General features: G+C 62.3%; 11 protein-coding genes. 6 read left to right on the plus strand and 5 right to left on the minus strand.

The window, feature by feature from the left end; genetic code table 11:
* Positions 1 to 51 precede the first annotated feature (51 nt).
* Positions 52 to 1,329 carry a serine--tRNA ligase gene (serS, locus tag KUV72_RS02450; RefSeq protein ID WP_206942994.1) on the plus strand — a complete coding sequence of 426 codons (1,278 nt, stop codon included), beginning with the start codon at positions 52 to 54 and terminating at the stop codon, positions 1,327 to 1,329.
* Between the two features lie 142 nt (positions 1,330 to 1,471).
* On the opposite strand, the gene KUV72_RS02455 is transcribed toward serS, so the two are convergent.
* Positions 1,472 to 2,314: an SIMPL domain-containing protein gene (locus tag KUV72_RS02455; RefSeq protein ID WP_222237308.1), complete on the minus strand. Its 843-nt coding sequence runs from the start codon at positions 2,312 to 2,314 to the stop codon at positions 1,472 to 1,474.
* Between the two features lie 520 nt (positions 2,315 to 2,834).
* On the opposite strand from KUV72_RS02455, the gene KUV72_RS02460 reads away from it, so the two are divergent.
* Positions 2,835 to 4,025 (plus strand): AI-2E family transporter, encoded by a 1,191-nt coding sequence (locus KUV72_RS02460; protein WP_222237309.1) that lies wholly within the window; start codon positions 2,835 to 2,837, stop codon positions 4,023 to 4,025.
* Between the two features lie 57 nt (positions 4,026 to 4,082).
* Here the strand turns inward: KUV72_RS02460 and KUV72_RS02465 are convergent, their stop codons facing one another.
* Both KUV72_RS02465 and KUV72_RS02470 read right to left on the minus strand, forming a co-directional pair.
* On the minus strand, positions 4,083 to 6,032 hold the full coding sequence (locus KUV72_RS02465; RefSeq protein WP_222237310.1) for an alkaline phosphatase D family protein: 1,950 nt from the start codon (positions 6,030 to 6,032) through the stop codon (positions 4,083 to 4,085).
* 598 nt (positions 6,033 to 6,630) lie between these two features.
* The gene (locus KUV72_RS02470; protein ID WP_222237311.1) at positions 6,631 to 8,283 is read right to left on the minus strand and encodes an FMN-binding glutamate synthase family protein; all 1,653 of its coding nucleotides are present in this window, start codon (positions 8,281 to 8,283) and stop codon (positions 6,631 to 6,633) included.
* A 367-nt stretch (positions 8,284 to 8,650) separates the two neighbouring features.
* On the opposite strand from KUV72_RS02470, the gene KUV72_RS02475 reads away from it, so the two are divergent.
* The 4 genes from KUV72_RS02475 (at position 8,651) to KUV72_RS02490 (ending at position 13,670) form a co-directional block, all read left to right on the plus strand.
* Entirely contained in the window at positions 8,651 to 8,857 is a 207-nt protein-coding gene (locus tag KUV72_RS02475; RefSeq protein WP_045994373.1) for a cold-shock protein, read from the plus strand.
* A gap of 322 nt (positions 8,858 to 9,179) precedes the next feature.
* On the plus strand, positions 9,180 to 10,949 hold the full coding sequence (locus KUV72_RS02480) for an SLC13 family permease (RefSeq protein ID WP_206942984.1): 1,770 nt from the start codon (positions 9,180 to 9,182) through the stop codon (positions 10,947 to 10,949).
* Between the two features lie 313 nt (positions 10,950 to 11,262).
* Complete coding sequence (locus KUV72_RS02485) at positions 11,263 to 11,931, plus strand: alpha/beta hydrolase (RefSeq protein ID WP_206942982.1); 669 nt, start codon at positions 11,263 to 11,265, stop codon at positions 11,929 to 11,931.
* Positions 11,932 to 12,050: 119 nt separating this feature from the next.
* Positions 12,051 to 13,670: a diguanylate cyclase gene (locus tag KUV72_RS02490; protein WP_222237312.1), complete on the plus strand. Its 1,620-nt coding sequence runs from the start codon at positions 12,051 to 12,053 to the stop codon at positions 13,668 to 13,670.
* A 137-nt stretch (positions 13,671 to 13,807) separates the two neighbouring features.
* Here KUV72_RS02490 and KUV72_RS02495 read toward each other — a convergent pair whose 3' ends face one another.
* The gene (locus KUV72_RS02495; RefSeq protein ID WP_206943184.1) at positions 13,808 to 15,211 is read right to left on the minus strand and encodes a PhoH family protein; all 1,404 of its coding nucleotides are present in this window, start codon (positions 15,209 to 15,211) and stop codon (positions 13,808 to 13,810) included.
* Positions 15,212 to 15,587: 376 nt separating this feature from the next.
* The gene (gene nirD, locus KUV72_RS02500) at positions 15,588 to 15,974 is read right to left on the minus strand and encodes a nitrite reductase small subunit NirD (protein ID WP_206942970.1); all 387 of its coding nucleotides are present in this window, start codon (positions 15,972 to 15,974) and stop codon (positions 15,588 to 15,590) included.
* Positions 15,975 to 16,006: the final 32 nt, after the last annotated feature.

The raw sequence follows: 16,006 nt of genomic DNA on the forward strand, positions 1-16,006 counted from the left end.
CCAGACTGATACGTCATCTCCATTTCCTACATAGCCGACGGACCCGATTCCATGCTCGATCCGAAACTGCTGCGCGGCGACCTCGACACGGTCGCGACACGACTGGCCACCCGCGGATATACCCTCGACAGTTCAGCGCTGTCATCGCTGGAGGCCCGGCGCCGTGAGCTGCAGGCCGAGACCGAGCGCCTGCAGAACGAGCGCAACACACGCTCGAAGGCTATCGGCAAGGCCAAGGCGGCGGGAGAAGATATTCAACCGCTGCTTGATGAGGTGAGTGATCTGGGCGAGCGCCTGGACGCGGCAAAACATGCTCTGGGCGGCGTCCAGGGGGAGTGGGACGATATCGTGGCGGGCATCCCCAATCTGCCCCACGACAGCGTGCCCGCGGGCAAGGACGAAAGTGACAATGTCGAGGTGTCCCGCTGGGGAACCCCGGCTGAGTACGCCTTCGAGGTGCAGGATCACGTCGACCTGGGCGCCAAGAAGGGCGACCTCGACTTCGAGGTGGCCGCCAAGCTCACGGGCGCTCGCTTTGCCGTCATGCGAGGCCCCATTGCTCGGCTGCACCGTGCCCTGACCCAGTTCATGCTCGACAAGCAGACGCTGGAGCACGGCTATGAAGAGTGCTACGTGCCCTATATGGTCAACCGCGATTCGCTGTACGGTACCGGCCAGTTGCCGAAATTCGGTGAGGACCTGTTCAAGCTCGATGACGAGCGTGAGTTCCACCTTATCCCCACCGCCGAAGTGCCGCTGACCAATCTGCTGCGCAATGAAATCGTCGATGCCAAGTCGCTGCCGCTGAAGCTGACGGCGCATACCCCGTGCTTCCGTAGCGAGGCGGGCTCTCATGGTCGTGATACTCGCGGCATGATTCGTCAGCACCAGTTCGACAAGGTCGAAATGGTTCAGCTAGTGGATCCTGCGACCAGTTATGACGCCCTGGAAGAGATGCGCGGCCACGCCGAGGCCATCCTGCAGGCGCTGGAATTGCCATACCGTGTAGTGACTCTGTGTACCGGCGATATGGGCTTCTCCGCGGCCAAGACCTACGACCTTGAAGTCTGGCTGCCCAGCCAGGCCACCTATCGTGAAATTTCCTCGGTATCCAACTGTGAGGATTTCCAGGCACGACGCCTGCAGGCTCGTTTCCGTGCCCAGGGGGAAAAGAAGCCCCAGCTTTTGCATACCCTGAACGGCTCAGGTCTGGCCGTGGGCCGCTGCCTGATTGCGGTGATGGAAAATCATCAGAATGAAGACGGCTCGATCACCGTGCCCGAGGTGCTCAGGCCGTATATGGGTGGCGTCGAGCGCATCAACATCTAGAAAGCCATGCAGCAGCGGTGATTCCAGCGCTGCAACAAAGCCCCCGGTAGGGACCACTACCGGGGGCTTTGTCGTGTTGAGCGCAGGTGGTCCATCCGCCGCTTGCCGTCAAGCCATGTGGCTGGCGGCCTGGTCGCTGCCTTCAGGGGCTGGACGCGGTTGCCGCCTGACCGTCCGGGTGATCGGCCGACGGGCTTTCCTGTCCTGCCAAGGCCCAGCGCACCTGGACGCCAGCGTCGATGGTAATGTTGCCGGGGCTGTAGTCTGCCGCACCGCCGCTTTCCGCCATGTCGGCGCGCATGGCCATCATGCGTGGCTGGAACACCGGAGCGTTGGTCTCGCTGACCTGAACCACGTCACCCAAGGTAACGCCCAGGGTATCGGCCATCAGTTCGGCCTTGGCACGAGCACGCTCCAGCGCCTGAGTTAGTGCCTGATCGCTGGCAGCATCGCGATCGGCGAGGTCGTAGCTGACCCCATCCAGAGCGTTGACGCCTGCAGACGTCAGCGCGTCAAGCAGGGTGGGCAGGCTGTCCAGGTCGCTGATGGAAAGACGGATCGGTCGTTCGAGGCGGGTGCGTACCATGGGGGTCGGGTTGTCGCCATTCTGGCTCGCGCGATGCAGCATTTCCTGCTGCACACGCAGCGATCCGGCGTTGATGGCATCACGCTCAAGCCCGGCGTCCTCCAGCGCGGCGATCAGCTCAGCGGCCCTGGACTCCAGCTTGGAGCGGGCCTGACCGAGGGCCTCTGCGTGATCGCCACTGTCTTTCTCCTGGGCAATAGCGGGGGTCAGCTCCCACAGCCGCGCGCTCAAGGTCGCCTTGTCGGGAGCCACCTGGAGCTCTGACTGCGCCTGAATATCCAGGTAGCGCTGCGGCGCCGGTTCGCTGGCCAGCAGAGGGCCGCTGGCAAGTGCCAGGCCAAGCCCGAGCCCCAGCAGGGCGACAGGGGAAAAGCGGCGGCGGGGATGGGTCAGTGCCATGATGTGCTCCTTGGGTGTTCCCTTTCCTATGGTTTTGTGTGCCGGGTGGCAGCTATCCGAGAGATAGCCTTGGTGCGACGGTTGTGGCTCGACCCGCTCGGTGAGACTGGCCTTCCGCCGGCCCCGGCGATTCAGTCCTTCGACGTCGCCAATGGCAATGCGTTCCTGGCCTGGCAAGAACGTCCATGATAGTTGCATGGTTGCAGTCGCGTTGAATGACGGCATGGCCGAGGGCGAGGGTCATGGGCCTCCCGCTCAGAGCCCAAGGCCTTGAGTTTACGTACCTGGGCCCAAGGGCTCGGGCCTGCAACGTATTGTGGTAGCGGTCATGTTACTTTGTGCTGAAATGATTGGCAGGGCAGTATGTCGTGCGAGCCGGATGCGGCCTGGACGGGAGTGCGGCCGAGGACGTCATTGTCTCGGCAGCGTGTAGGCCCGTCAGCAAGCCCACGGCATGCGTTGAGTCGCTGCCACCCCAGTCAAGGACGACCTGACCTACCTGACAGAGGAGTACAGGTGCATGGAAGACGATGTCAATGCGCAGGAAGAGCGCAGACTTCCCCTCAACTTGACCCTGGCGCTGGCGGCGCTGGTGGTCATTGTGGCGGGGATGCGGGCCGGCTCCGATCTGCTGGTGCCGGTGTTGCTGTCGCTGTTCATCGCCGTGGTGTGTACCGCTCCGGTGCAATGGCTGCACGAGCGTGGCCTGGGACTGCGCTCCTCGGTGTGGCTGACGCTGGTGGTCATCGGGGGCATGCTCAGTCTGCTGGCGCTGTTGCTGGTTAATACGGTCAGCACGTTCTCCGAGGCGCTGCCCGGCATTGAAGAGAAGCTCTACGAATATTACCTGCGCCTGCTGGATGGTCTGGCGAGCATGGGGCTGGCCATCGATACCCAGCGTCTGGCGGGTTTTCTTGATACCGAACAGCTGGGCGAGTGGATCCCTGCGCTGCTCAGCCAGTTGGGCAACCTGATGATGCAGAGCATGGTGGTAGCCTTGCTCGTGGTATTCATGCTGTTCGAAACCCTGAATTTCCGGGATAAGGTGTCACGGGCGCTGGCGAATCCCGCGCCTAGTCTCGAGCGGTTCAACGAGTTCAGCCACACGCTCAAGCGATATCTGGCGGTCAAGACGGTGATCAGCCTGATTACCGGTGCTCTGGTGTGGATCGCCTGCCAGATCGTGGGAGTAGACTTCCCGCTGTTGTGGGCAGTGCTGGCCTTTGCGCTCAATTACATCCCTAACATTGGTTCCGCTATCGCTGCGATCCCCCCGGTGTTGCTGGTACTGGTCTCCCCGGAGGGTGGCCTGGGTGATGCCTTGCTGCTGAGCCTGGCCTACCTGTCGATCAACTTCGTGATGGGCAACCTGATCGAGCCGCGGGTCATGGGGCGCGCCCTGGGCTTGTCTACCTTCGTCGCGTTTCTGTCGCTGGTCGTGTGGGGCTGGATCTTCGGCGTCACCGGCATGTTGCTGTCGGTGGTGCTGACCATGACGCTGAAGATTGCCCTGGACAGTCATCCCCAGACGCGCTGGATCGCACACTTGCTCGGCCCGGCCAAGGGGGGGCCGGTGGAAGACGCCAGCCGACCGCTGGCAGAGCGCGTGCGCATGGCCAAGCTGCACCGCCAGGCCATGCGCAAGGGAGTGCGAGGACTGATGTCCCGGGAGCCGTCCTCGAAGGACCGGGCTCGCTCCAACGATAGCTGAGCCGTCAGGCAGGACCTGCGAGCGCCGAGACGCCTGGGTCCTGCCTGCGCGGGCAGGTCACGGCGCCTTGTCGGGCGGGGGAAAGGTGACCTCCATTCCACGGGCATCGAGCTGGCGAATGTCGTCCGGGCTTCCGTCCTTGGCCAGCGTGATCAGGCCGATGCCTGGCCCATTCCATAGCCGCTCGCCTGCCTTGGCGTGGTCAGGGTCGCGCGGTTCGACGGCCATTGGACGGCGCTGGGTAAACCAGTTGAGGGGCGAGCGTGGGGAATACAGCCAGCGGTTGAGCCGATCAAAGGTATCCAGCAGGGTGTCGGGAAAGCAGTTCTTGATCCCGCTGGAGGTTACCTGCCAGATCTTGGGCCCCTGGCGACGATGGCGAATCCGAATGTCGTAGACAAAGGAGTAGTGCACGTCGCCGGAGAGAATGACGTAGTGCCCCGGGGTTCGGGAGTGGCGAAAGATGTTGAGCATGACGCTGGCGGCGCCGCGGTGGGCCATCCAGTTTTCCGCGTCCACCATCAGGGGTTTACCCGCCAGGGTGAAGAGCTTCTGGATCGCTTCGATCAGCTTGACGCCGAACATCGGGGCCGGTGACACAATGACCACCGAGGGGGCATCGATCAGTTCCTGTTGAAACTCTGACAGTGCCTCCCAGTCCATCAAGCCCGACGGACGGTGGGGCTTGCGCCCATTGCGCCAGCGGCGCGTGCGGGTATCCAGGACCACCAGGCGGGGCGTCCCCTCGACCTGAAACTCCCAGCCCTCGAAGCGGAAGAGTCGCTCAAGGCAGGCATCCTGATCGCCAGCCGACAGCCAGCCCTGGCGCTGGCGCGCGTCCTCGAGCAAGGCCTGGGCGTCGTCCAGGGGCGTCTTGAGGCGATCCGGATCGTTGCCCCAGCCCTGGCACAGCAGGTAGGCCATCAAGGCATTGCCGATGATCCGCTTGGAGAAAGGATGCCCATAGGCCGTTTGCTCCCACTGGGCGGTCAGATTCCAGTCATCGGTGACGTCGTGATCGTCAAAGATCATCAGGCTGGGCAGATGCGCCATGACCCTGGCCGCGGCGGGCAGCGTCTCGACAAAGTCATCAATGACACGGGCCTGTTCCTGGTAGCGTTCGCGGTGCTCGTCATCGAGTTCGGGGCAGGTCAGCTCGATGATGCGCCAGGGAGTCGGGGACCACACCAGCAGGTACATGGCCATCATTTCGGCGAAGGTCATCAAGTGATTGGCGGCGCTGGCCGAGGTGAACACCGGCTTGCGCACGCCGCCGAAGAAGCGATCCTTGAGGTCATCGGTGCTCTTGACGTCCGGCAACAGCTCTTCCCTGCGGTAGTAGCTGGCAGGGCTTGCATAGAGCGCCGGGCTATCGTCGATCACCGCGCCTTCGAGCACTTCATCGAATAACCCCAGGCGCTTGATCAGTGCGTGGATGGCCACCAGCATCGGGCCAGCGACGTCATCCGCGTAGACCTGATCCCCGGTCATCAGTAGCCAGGCGGGCATCGCCTCGGGGTGGTCAAGCTGCCCGGCCAGCCAGCTGTCCAGGTGCGCCAGGCCATCGGGGCCATCGTAGTGGGGGCGGCGACAGGAGCCATGCAGCAGCCGTCGATGACTGGAGGCGAGGACGAAGCGGGGGGCGGACTGGCCGTCGTGGCAGAGGTGAGGGGCCCATCTTGCAGCACCTTGTCCAAGGCTGTCCGGGGCATTCTGCTCCACGACCTGAAGGTCATAGGCGATCAGAGTGTCCTGCGGAAGCGGGGCATCCACGGCGGCGTCGATGAGATACAGCCAGGCATGGCGCCCCAGGGGAATCTTGCGGTAGTCGTCGTCGCCGAGCACTCGGCGGTGAGGCGCTTCATCCTGCGGCGTAAGCTCCAGCTTCAGCGTCAGCTCGCGACTGGTGACCAGCCATGCTCGGAATCTCTCGCGCGTCAGGCGTCGCAGGATGGGCCCGGCAAGGATAGCGGGCAGGTCATGGTCTGACGTTCCAGTGTCGTTCATGGCGATCCTGTCGATGTCGTCGTGCTGGCAACAGCATGATGAGGTTCAGATGCTGCAAAGAATATCATCGCTGCTCGGCACTGAAACCCGGCGCACGTCTCCTGTTGATGCGGTCGCGGTGGCAGCAATAGTGATCGTCGGTGCTAGTGACCACCGGACGGGTGCAGGCCGAGGCCTAAGAGTGGACATGATGTGCTGAAAGGGGTTCCGCCACCGGGTGAACAAGGCATCAATGCCGGCGCGAATGCGGGCGCGAATGCCGGCGCGGACGAGCCGCTGGACGGTAGGCGCCTAGCCATGCTCGGGGGATGTGTCGGCACTTGCCTGCGCTGTGAAGCCTCTCTGCTGCCATGCATCAGCAGCGTCGCGAGCAGGCTCAACAGCGTGAGCGCTGCGCAAGTAGATAAAGGAAGGGCCGCCGCGGTATCCGTGTGAGGGAGTGGGCCTGGTGCGACCAGCGGCGGGGAGCCTACGGGCCTTTCGCGTCATGAAAGGCCCGTAGGGCATCAAAGCAGCTTGGTCTGCCTGAGACTTTGCAGCGCGTCAGGTGCATCAAAGCAGCTTGGTCTGCCTGAGACTTTGCAGCGCGTCAGGTGCATCAAAGCAGCTTGGTCTGCCTGAGACTTTGCAGCGCGTCAGGTGCATCGAAGCTATTGGCGTTCGCCAGGTCCCAGAACTCACGATACAGCGGGTGGTCCTTGGCGCCCCCACGCAGCAGCTCGCCTGGCGCCAGGCTATCTATCAGGCTGATGTAAGGCAGAGCCTTGCCGTTATCCAGGCGGCGGATGATATGTTCCGGGCCCAGCTCGTTGGGATGGTACAGGCCTGCGGCTTCCAGCATTTCACACAGAGCGAACTTGGTGTTGGCATGGAAGTTCTTGACTCGCACGGCCTTGTCATCCACATCCAGGCGGCTGCCTCGGGCCTTGTCCTGGGTGGCGATACCGCTGGGGCACTGGTCGTTGTGACAGCTCTGGGCCTGGATACAGCCGAGCGAGAACATGAAGCCCCGGGCCATGTTGACCCAGTCTGCGCCAAGCGCGAGGGTGCGTGCGATGTCGAAGGCGCTGATCAGCTTGCCGCTGGCGGCGATACGGATGTCGTCGCGCAGGCCCGCGCCCACCAGGGTGTTGTGAACCAGGACCAGGGCATCGTTGAGGGGCATACCCAGGCGATTGATGAACTCCAGCGGGGCCGCGCCGGTACCTCCCTGTCCTCCGTCGACGACGATGTAGTCGGGATGATCGCCACATTCCAGCATGGCCTTGACGATGGCAAACCATTCCCAGGGATGCCCTAGCGCCAGTTTGATGCCCACCGGTTTGTCACCGGACAGCTGCCGCAGCTGCTGAATGAAGTGAATCATCTCGCAAGGGGTAGAGAACGCCGAATGGCGAGAGGGGGAGAGGACGTCCTGGCCTTCCGGGACACCGCGGGTGGAGGCGATTTCGGCGGTGACCTTGGCGCCGGGAAGAATGCCGCCGTGGCCGGGTTTGGCCCCTTGGGACAGCTTGATCTCGATCATCTTCACTTCGTCGCGGCGAGCGTTGTGGCGAAACTTCTCGGGATCGAACCCGCCATCTTCCCTGCGGCAGCCGAAGTAGCCGGAACCGATCTGCCAGACCAGGTCGCCACCACGCAAGTGATAGGGCGAGATGGCTCCTTCGCCGGTGGTGTGATAGAAGCCGCCTTCCCTCGCGCCCTCATTGAGGGCGCTGATGGCGTTGGGCGACAGAGCGCCAAAGCTCATGGCGGAAATATTGATCACGCTGGCCCGGTAGGGGTGGGCGCGCTGCTCTCCGACCACAATGCGAAAGTCGTGATCGGTGATGTCCACGGGTGACAGTGACGGGCCCATCCATTCATATCCCGGGGCACTCATGTCTCTCAGCGAACCGAAGGGTTTCTTGTCGCTGGTGCTCTTGGCACGGCGATAGACCAGCGAGCGCTGTTCCCGCGAGAAGGGCGCCTCATCGGTGTCGGACTCGATGAAGTACTGGCGAAACTCAGGACCGATGGACTCCAGAAAGTAGCGGATGTGGGCAAGAATAGGGTAATTGCGGCTGACGGTGCGACGTCGCTGCACGATATCGTAGATGCCCAGTGCGGTGAGGGCACCGAACGCCAGCACGCCGGCCAGCCACCAGGCCGAGGACGTTCCGACGCCGATCACGCTGACGATGAGGCCTGCAATGGCGAGGTAGAACGCGCCGAAGCGAGTCGGAGCGTGGCGTGACAGTAAAGAGGCCATGAAGAGCTCCCTGCAGCTCAGGTCGAAGGAAAACGCTGCCGACCATGCAAGCATATAACCCTGCTTGGGCATAGTATGCCGGGCCCGCCGTGACGACTTGGCACACTGCATGACGCAGCGGGAGCGGGAAGGGCTGGACGGGTTAGGTAAATTGAGCCGGCACCGTCATCTTCTCGTCATCCAGGGCAAATAGTGTTTGACCTTGGCGCCAAGACGGCGCATGCTGCTGGCAGTTGGTTAGCAAGTTGAACGTCTCAGAGGTCATCGAAGCATCCTAGCGTCGATTGCCCGGGGAAAGGTTTCTTGTTTTACCCACTGCAACTCGGGTATCTCCCGGTCAATAAACACGCTAGTCGAGGATTCGATCATGGCAACTGGTACAGTCAAGTGGTTCAACGACACTAAGGGCTACGGCTTCATTTCTCCGGACGACAACGGTGACGACCTGTTCGCTCACTTCTCCGAGATTCAGGCTGACGGCTTCAAGTCCCTGCAGGACGGCCAGAAGGTCTCCTTCGAGGTGACTCAGGGCAAGAAAGGCCTCCAGGCCTCCAACATCAAGGTCATCGACTAAGTCGATCGCTTGATGGCCGCGTAAGCGGTAGCGTCCTTCGAGGGCGCGACGATAAAGGCTCGCTTCGGCGGGCCTTTTGCGTTTTTGTGCCTTTAAAAGCCTTCTGGTTGTCAGCCTCTTCTCAGAGTGATGATATTGCCGGCTGGCTGTCCTGCTGCTGCGGCTGATAGACACGAAAGTGTGTCGCGATGGGGAGCCGTCCGGGAAGATGTGCACAAGAAGTCTCATATGCCCGAAAGTGATAAAAAAATAATACATTGTAACTATTTAGCATAAGTTAAAGCAGGCACAATGAGCGCTGTCTCACCAGCAAGGCCACCCCATGTCTCTGGATGCCTGGATCGCTCTCTCTGTTGCTTGCGCTGTCTTTCCGTTGATGGCGCTCACCCGCGCCGGGCCAGACATGGTCATGATGGGCGCGTTGGTGGTGCTGCTCAGCCTCGGTGTCATTGATGCCCAGCAGGCGCTGAGCGGATTTTCCAGCAGCGGCCTATTTACCGTGGCTTTCATGTACGTGCTGGTGGCCAGCTTACGCGATACCGGGGGTATCGACCTGATCATTCGGCATGTGCTGGGGCGGCCGAAGGGCGTGCGTCATGCCATGGCGCGGCTGATCTGGCCGGTCACTGCAGTCAGCGGTGTGCTCAACAATACCCCGGTGGTGGCCACCTTCATTCCTGCCGTGATCAGCTGGAGCCGTCGTTTCTCCATCGCTCCCCAGTATCTGCTGATGCCCTTGAGCTTCGCGTCCATCCTCGGCGGCACCGTAACCTTGATGGGAACCAGTACCAATCTGGTGGTGCATTCGCTGATGCTGGAGCGCTTTCCGAATCTGCACCTGGGACTGTTCGAGATCGCCCTGGTGGGCGTGCCGATGGCGCTGGCCGGTGTGGGCTATCTGCTGTGGGCGGGGCCGCGCATGCTGTCTGGCCATCCCGGTAGCGAAGCCGCTTTTGCCAACCTGCGTGAGTTCACCATCGAAATGGAGGTAGACCCGCAGGGGCCGTTGGTTGACCGCACGGTAGAAGACGCCGGGCTGCGCCACCTGGCCGGTCTGTTTCTGGTCGAGATCGAGCGCGGTGGCAACGTGGTCAGCGTGGTGGGGCCTGGGGAGACCCTGAAAGGCGGCGACCACCTGGTCTTCGCCGGGACCACCGATGGTGCGGTGGAATTGCAGCAGATTCGTGGCCTGCGCCCCTCTCGGCTGGGTGAGTCCCACCTCGAGAAGGAATTTCGAGAGCGTCGCCTGGTCGAGGCGGTGGTCTCCGATCAGTGTCAATTCATCGGCCAGAAGATTCGGGACGGACACTTCAGGACGCTGTACGGCGCTGCCGTGCTGGCGGTCTGCCGCAATGGGCGCCGGGTGGTGGGAAGCCTCGGCCAGATTCGCTTGCAGCCCTCGGATGTGCTGCTGCTCGAGGCTCGTCCTGCCTTCGTGGAGCGTCATCGCCAGTCCCAGGACTTTCTGTTGATCAGTCAGGTCAATGGTCAGGCGCGGCCCGCCTTCGACCGCGCTCTGCGCGCCTGGGGCATATTGGCGGCGGTGGTGCTGGTGGCCACCACGGGCCTGATGAGCATGATGAATGCGGCCATGCTGGGGGCTGCCGCGGCACTCTTGAGCGGCTGCGTCAGTGTGCGCAGCGCCCGCCGAGGCATGGACACCCAGGTACTGTTGACCATCGCTGCCTCGTTTGGCCTGGGGGCTGCACTGCACACCTCCGGCGCCGCCGATGCGGTGGCGGCCGGGCTACTGGAGCTGGTGGGCAATAGCCCCTGGGCCCTGTTGGTAGGCACCTACGTGGTGGTGGCCTTGTTGACCTCGCTGGTGACCAACAATGCCGCCGCCGTGATCACTTTCCCCATCGCCATGGCCGGTGCAGACAGCCTTGGCGTCAGCCCGTTGCCGTATGTCGTGGTGGTCATGTTCGCCGCCTCAGCGAGCTTCCTGACCCCTATTGGCTACCAGACTAACCTGATGGTCATGGGGCCTGGCGGCTACCGCTTGCGGGACTATCTGCGCCTGGGGGGGCCTCTCAACCTGCTGACCGCTGCCGTGGTGCTTGGACTTACCCCGCTGTTCTGGCCGTTCTAGCTGCCCAGAGCTGTCCGGTTTAGTAGCCCAGAGCTGTCCGGTTTAGTGGCCCAGTGCTGTCCGTTCTAGCCGCCGTTGTCGCAGGAAGGGGCGGCAGTGGTGGCAGTGGCAGCAGTGGCGGCAGAGGAAGAAACAGGCCCTTGGGCGGTGCGCTCTGCGACCCACGTCTCGTTATGCTCGCTGCTGTTGCCGAGCTTGAGGCTCGTTCCTGAGCGTATAGTGCGCTAGGGTAGCGACGTATTCCCTGAAAGCTGCGTGCGTTGCCACCTACCTGCGCTGCACTTAGAGCTGAAACACAGATAGAGACCCGCCCATGAGCAATAACGACCAGTTGGTCATCGAACCGCGTGGCGATGCACCCGCTGACGCCTGCATGATCATTCTCCATGGCCTTGGCGCCGACGGTCGGGATTTCGAGCCCGTCGTGCCGATGCTGCCCAGGCCTGACTATGCCCAGGTCCGCTTCATCCTGCCCCACGCGCCCCGTCTACCGGTGACCATCAATGGTGGCATGGTCATGCCTGCCTGGTACGACATTCTTGAGATGAGCCTGGATCGCCGCGTTGATGAGATGCAGCTGCGTCTTTCGGCCGAGCGTATCAAGGGCGTGATTCAATCCCAGATTGATGCTGGCATCGATAGTCGACGTATCCTGTTGGCTGGCTTCTCCCAGGGTGGGGCAGTGGCCTATGAAGCAGCGCTGAGCTTTGATCAGCCGCTGGGCGGACTGCTGGCCATGTCGACCTACTTTGCCACGGCGAACTCGATCGAGCTGAATGACGCCAACCGCGACCTGCGTGTCGAGGTGCATCACGGCAGTATGGATCCTGTGGTACCCGAATCATTGGGTCGGGCAGCCTTCGCACGGTTGGAAGAGCTGGGCTATCACACGGTGTATCGGCAGTACCCCATGGCCCATGCGGTATGTCCCCAGCAGATCGGCCATATTGGCGAGTGGATGAGCGAGCTGCTCAGCCGCTGAGGCCCATTCCTGCGGCGGCCCATCGACGGGTAATGAGATTTTTCATCCAGCACAGGTAAGACGGTTCTTCTAAGCTTTTTCTTACAAAATTTTAAGAAATTGACTATGGGAACATGGGTATGTCATTGCTGGCATTCTTCCGACGTCGATGGTCCGCCGGAGTGCTTGAGCCGCCAACGGGCGCGGCTTTCAGCACTGAGCTCGACGCCTTGCTGGGGCAGGCTCCGTCGATGGCGCTAAGCCTAGGCGCTGATGGTCTGGTCGTCTGGGCTAATAGCAGCCAGTGCCAGCAATTGGGCCTGCCGCTGGAGGCGCTGGTCGGGCAGTCGCTGTCCCAGGTGTTTTGTCCCGAGGCTGCGAAAATACTGGAAACGGCCCTGGACCACTGCCGCGCCAGCGGATCGGGCTGGCAGGGAGTCGTTATCTGCAGCAAGGGGCCGCAACTACGTCACCTCAGTAGCACCTTGCATCCCGTTCGCCGGGAGCCAGCCTGCTGGCTGTTGATGTCCCAGGATATCACCTTGCTGCAGCGCCAGGCCGCCTCGGCAGAACGCCTGAGTGAATCCATCGAGAGCAGCGTAGCACGGCTTCCGGGGGTCGTCTTTCGCCTGCATCAATCGCCCGCAGGCCAGCTATCGTTCGGTTATCTAGGACCCGGTTTCGAGGCGCAGACCGGCCTGTCACGGGCCCAGGCACTGGAAGACGCCGAGATGGTGCTGTCGCGCCTGGCCGAGGAAACGCGGGAGCAGCTGACGTTGGTACTGGCCCAGTCGCTGGTCAGCCTGACGCCATGGCATCTGGATGTGAGGCTTGCTCGGCAGGGAGATGACAGTGGCGAGAGCGAGCGCTGGTTCGAGGCAAGAGGCACGCCACAGCGGTTCGAGGATGGCGCGGTGGTCTGGGATGGGCTGCTGCTGGATGTCACCAAGCGCAAGCAAGCAGAGAAGCGCATTGCCAAGCTGGTGAGTACCGACGTGCTGACCGGGGTGATGAACCGCAGGGCGTTCTTTGAAGCGGGTGCGGGGGCCTTGGCCCGGCTTCGGCGACGCCAGGAGCCCGCCGTGCTGGCCATGCTCGACCTGGATCATTTCAAGGCACTCAATGACGCCTTTGGCCACTCCGCGGGGGATATGGTGCTCAAGGCATTTGCCGATACCTGTCGCCTGAGCCTGCGCCCCTATGACGTGCTGGCGCGGATTGGTGGTGAAGAATTCGTGGTGCTGCTGGCCGATGTAGTGGCCGAGGATGCCTGGGATATTCTTGAGCGTCTGCGGCGTAACGTTGAGACCACCACCTTGAAGGTGGACCATCGTGCCCTCAAGGTAACAGTGAGCATGGGGGCCATCAGTGTCGGCAAGGAAGAAAGTCTCGACATGGCGATGCGCCGAGTGGACGCAGCACTCTACGAGGCGAAGCGAGCTGGGCGCAATCGTCTCAGTGGCCTCCTGCAACGTTTCGATGAAGTCAACGATGGGTCGCAGCAGGCCCGTGAGTATTCCAGCATTCACAAGGAGTTGAAGATGGCGTTGAGCGAAGATCTGCGAATCCCGAAGGCCTGTCCTAACTGTGGCAGTCATAACATGCGCGTGCCCGCTACCAAGAACCCTGATGAGAAGGTGCACTGTGCCTCCTGCCAGAGCTACGTATGCCTGTACTCTGAAGCGGCGGAAATGATCGAGAAGACGCCCAAGAGTGAAGAGGAAGCCTTGATCGAGAAGGCGATGAACCGCGACAAGTAAGTCGTGCGTGGGGCGGGTCGCCGCTCCGCTTCCGTTCAGCACCTAGACAGCGCCCCCGCCTTTGCAGGCGGGGGCGCTGGTGGTTCAGGGTGCCGCTAGGGGCGGGTCACTGCCGCACGACAGAGCACGACAGAGCACTACAGCAGCTCCTCGCCGGCGAGGGCCAGGCGGGAGCGTTCCACGCTCTTCAAGGTCACGTGTCCAGCGTGGGGCCAGTTCTTGAAGTTCTGAACGACGGCAGCCATGCCGCAGGTGTTGGCGGTCAGGTAGGGGGTGTCGATCTGACCGACGTTACCCAGGCAGACGATCTTGGTGTTGCGCCCGGCACGGGTGATCAAGCTCTTTAGCTGTTTTGGGGTGAAGTTCTGGGCCTCGTCGATGATCAGGAAGGTATCGTTGAGCGTACGGCCGCGCATGAAGCCCGGCGCACGAATCTGCACCCGAGACGCCAGCAGCTGGCGCGTGGCATCCTGGTTCCAGGTTGAACTGCCGTCGTGCTCGTCTCTCAGCAGGTTGTCCATGTTGTCGTGGAAGGCGCCCATCCAGGGTGACATCTTCTCCTCTTCTGTCCCTGGCAGAAAGCCGATGTCCTCGCTCATGGAAATGGGGGCACGGGTAAACACCACGCGCTCGAAGCGTTTGCTGTCCAGGGTTTGTTGAAAGGCTGCCGCCAGGGTCATGAAGGTCTTGCCGGTGCCCGCGCTGCCGGCCACCGTGACCAGATCGATGGCATCGTCCATCAACAGGTTAAGGGTAAAGTTCTGACGGCTGTCGTGGGCATGGACGCCCCAGACGCTGGCGCCGTGACGGTAGTTGGTCAACAGCTCCAGGGTGGCCTGGTGCGGGGCCAGTTCGCGCACGATGGCTTCGAAGCTGGCTTCGCTGTCAGCGTCGGAGACCAACATGCCAAGGTGCCAGTGGGCGGGGATCTCTCCGCTCAGGCGATAGATCACCTTGTCCTGTTCACGCTCGACCTTGACGTCAAGAGCCATGGCGTCCCACAGGTCATGACCGGCATCCGGGTAGACAGACACGCCATCGGTCATGGCGTCGGAGTCGTCAAAGGCGCGGTCGGTCAGGTAGTCCTCGACGGGCACGCCCAGGGCGGCAGCCTTCACCCGCAGGTTGATGTCCTTGGTGACGAGAACGACCGATGCATCGGGTCGCTCCTGACGCAGCCGGCAGGTTTCTCCCAGCAGCCGGTTGTCAGGACTGTCCTCCAGGTTGTCAGGCAGGGTCAGGTCGGAGTAGCACAGCAGCCGGAGTCGGCCTTCCGGGCCGCTGACGCGGGTAATCGGGATGCCCTGGCGAATCTGGTCGATATCGACATTGGCGGTGAGGTCAGAGAGGGTCCGGCTGACTTGCCGGGCGGTGCGAGCAATTTCTCGGATGCCGTTCTTGTGCTTGTCGAGCTCCTCGAGCACGGTCATGGGGATAACCACTTCGTGCTCTTCGAACTGGTAGAGGGCGCTGGGGTCGTGGATCAGTACGTTGGTGTCCAGCACGTACAGTCGGGTGGCCTTCTTGTCGATGCGTACCATCGGCGCAGCTCTCCTGATGATCACCTTGGGCGTCAACATGACGCCTCGATGTCGACACTCTCAGCGCAACGTGTCAGAGATGTGACAGAGGCCGAGGTGTCGGCTTGCTCGCGTGGGGGTCCTCCTGTGGTGGCTGGGGCGACAGCCGCTCGCTGACGGCGTCACCGTAAGGTCGTTGAGAAGGGCGGCAAAGACGGTCCTGCTCATCCTTTTGACCGTGATGTTCTCAACTGGTGCCTTCGACCTAAGCATGGACGATGACAGAAATGCTGCAAGGGCGAACAGTTTCAACGCTTGATGACGTTTTGCTGGCGGCGGCCCCGGCGATCCTTGCCGGAGCCGGCCAGACAGTCTGGCCAGCCCGGAGGCTGAAGACTCAGGTGGCGATCATTACCCTGTCCTGGTCGAAGGCCACCGACCAGGTACGCAGTTGGATACCGGGATCTTCCAGGCATTGGCCGTCGGCCAGTCGGTAGTGCTGCTTGTAAAGCGGGGAGGCCACCATCGGCTCCCCCTGATGGTCGCCCAGCAGACCGCGAGCGATCACATTGGCTTGGGCGACAGGGTCGTGGTGGTCGATGGCAAAGAGCTCCGTGGGTTGGCCCGGCAAATAGAACAGCGCGACCTGGTGGGCGCCGTCACTGCTATCGCACCAGGCAGCAACGCCGGAGTACGCCACCAGATCGCTGCGCTGGCACAGCACGGTCCAGTGAGCCCCGTGCGCGGAGGGAGAGAGTGAAGCGTTCGGACAAGAAAGCGTCATGGTGGGTCCTCGGTATCCTGGATGGCGGGGTG

Origin of the sequence: Halomonas sp. DP4Y7-1 (assembly GCF_019800705.1) — a bacterium.
GTDB lineage: Bacteria > Pseudomonadota > Gammaproteobacteria > Pseudomonadales > Halomonadaceae > Halomonas > Halomonas litopenaei_A.

Coding starts and splice junctions, on each gene's coding strand:
- KUV72_RS02465 (WP_222237310.1), bottom strand. CDS start 6,032: ATGAACGACACTGGAACGTCAGACCATGACCTGCCCGCTATCCTTGCC.
- serS (WP_206942994.1), top strand. CDS start 52: ATGCTCGATCCGAAACTGCTGCGCGGCGACCTCGACACGGTCGCGACA.
- KUV72_RS02455 (WP_222237308.1), bottom strand. CDS start 2,314: ATGGCACTGACCCATCCCCGCCGCCGCTTTTCCCCTGTCGCCCTGCTG.
- KUV72_RS02470 (WP_222237311.1), bottom strand. CDS start 8,283: ATGGCCTCTTTACTGTCACGCCACGCTCCGACTCGCTTCGGCGCGTTC.
- nirD (WP_206942970.1), bottom strand. CDS start 15,974: ATGACGCTTTCTTGTCCGAACGCTTCACTCTCTCCCTCCGCGCACGGG.
- KUV72_RS02480 (WP_206942984.1), top strand. CDS start 9,180: ATGTCTCTGGATGCCTGGATCGCTCTCTCTGTTGCTTGCGCTGTCTTT.
- KUV72_RS02485 (WP_206942982.1), top strand. CDS start 11,263: ATGAGCAATAACGACCAGTTGGTCATCGAACCGCGTGGCGATGCACCC.
- KUV72_RS02495 (WP_206943184.1), bottom strand. CDS start 15,211: ATGGTACGCATCGACAAGAAGGCCACCCGACTGTACGTGCTGGACACC.
- KUV72_RS02460 (WP_222237309.1), top strand. CDS start 2,835: ATGGAAGACGATGTCAATGCGCAGGAAGAGCGCAGACTTCCCCTCAAC.
- KUV72_RS02475 (WP_045994373.1), top strand. CDS start 8,651: ATGGCAACTGGTACAGTCAAGTGGTTCAACGACACTAAGGGCTACGGC.
- KUV72_RS02490 (WP_222237312.1), top strand. CDS start 12,051: ATGTCATTGCTGGCATTCTTCCGACGTCGATGGTCCGCCGGAGTGCTT.